The 344-nt window shown below is 65.1% G+C and carries 1 protein-coding gene; it reads left to right on the forward strand.

Features of this window, described 5'->3' with window-relative positions:
- Window positions 1-344, forward strand: a 344-nt coding sequence (locus tag K7711_RS47175) for a (2Fe-2S)-binding protein (protein ID WP_222979745.1), incomplete at both ends; no start/stop codon positions are given.

The raw sequence follows: 344 nt of genomic DNA on the forward strand, positions 1-344 counted from the left end.
CGACGCGGCCAAGGGCACATACGCCAAACTCGTCGTCTCCGACGACGCGAAGACCCTGCTCGGCGGCATCCTGGTCGGTGACGCGTCCGCCTATTCCTTGCTACGACCGTTGGTCGGGCGGCCACTGCCCGCCGAGCCCGCATCACTCATCTCCCCGGCGGGTGCGGATCTCGGCGCCGACTCGCTGCCGGATGACGCGCAGATCTGTTCGTGCAACAACGTGTCCAAGGGTGCGATCTGCGGTGCGATCACCGAAGGTGCCTGCGATATCGCGTCGGTGAAGAGTTGCACGTCCGCCGGAACCTCATGTGGTGGTTGCGTTCCCATGATCGGCAAGCTGTTGC

It is taken from the genome of Nocardia coffeae (assembly GCF_019890715.1).
Lineage (GTDB): Bacteria > Actinomycetota > Actinomycetes > Mycobacteriales > Mycobacteriaceae > Nocardia > Nocardia jiangxiensis.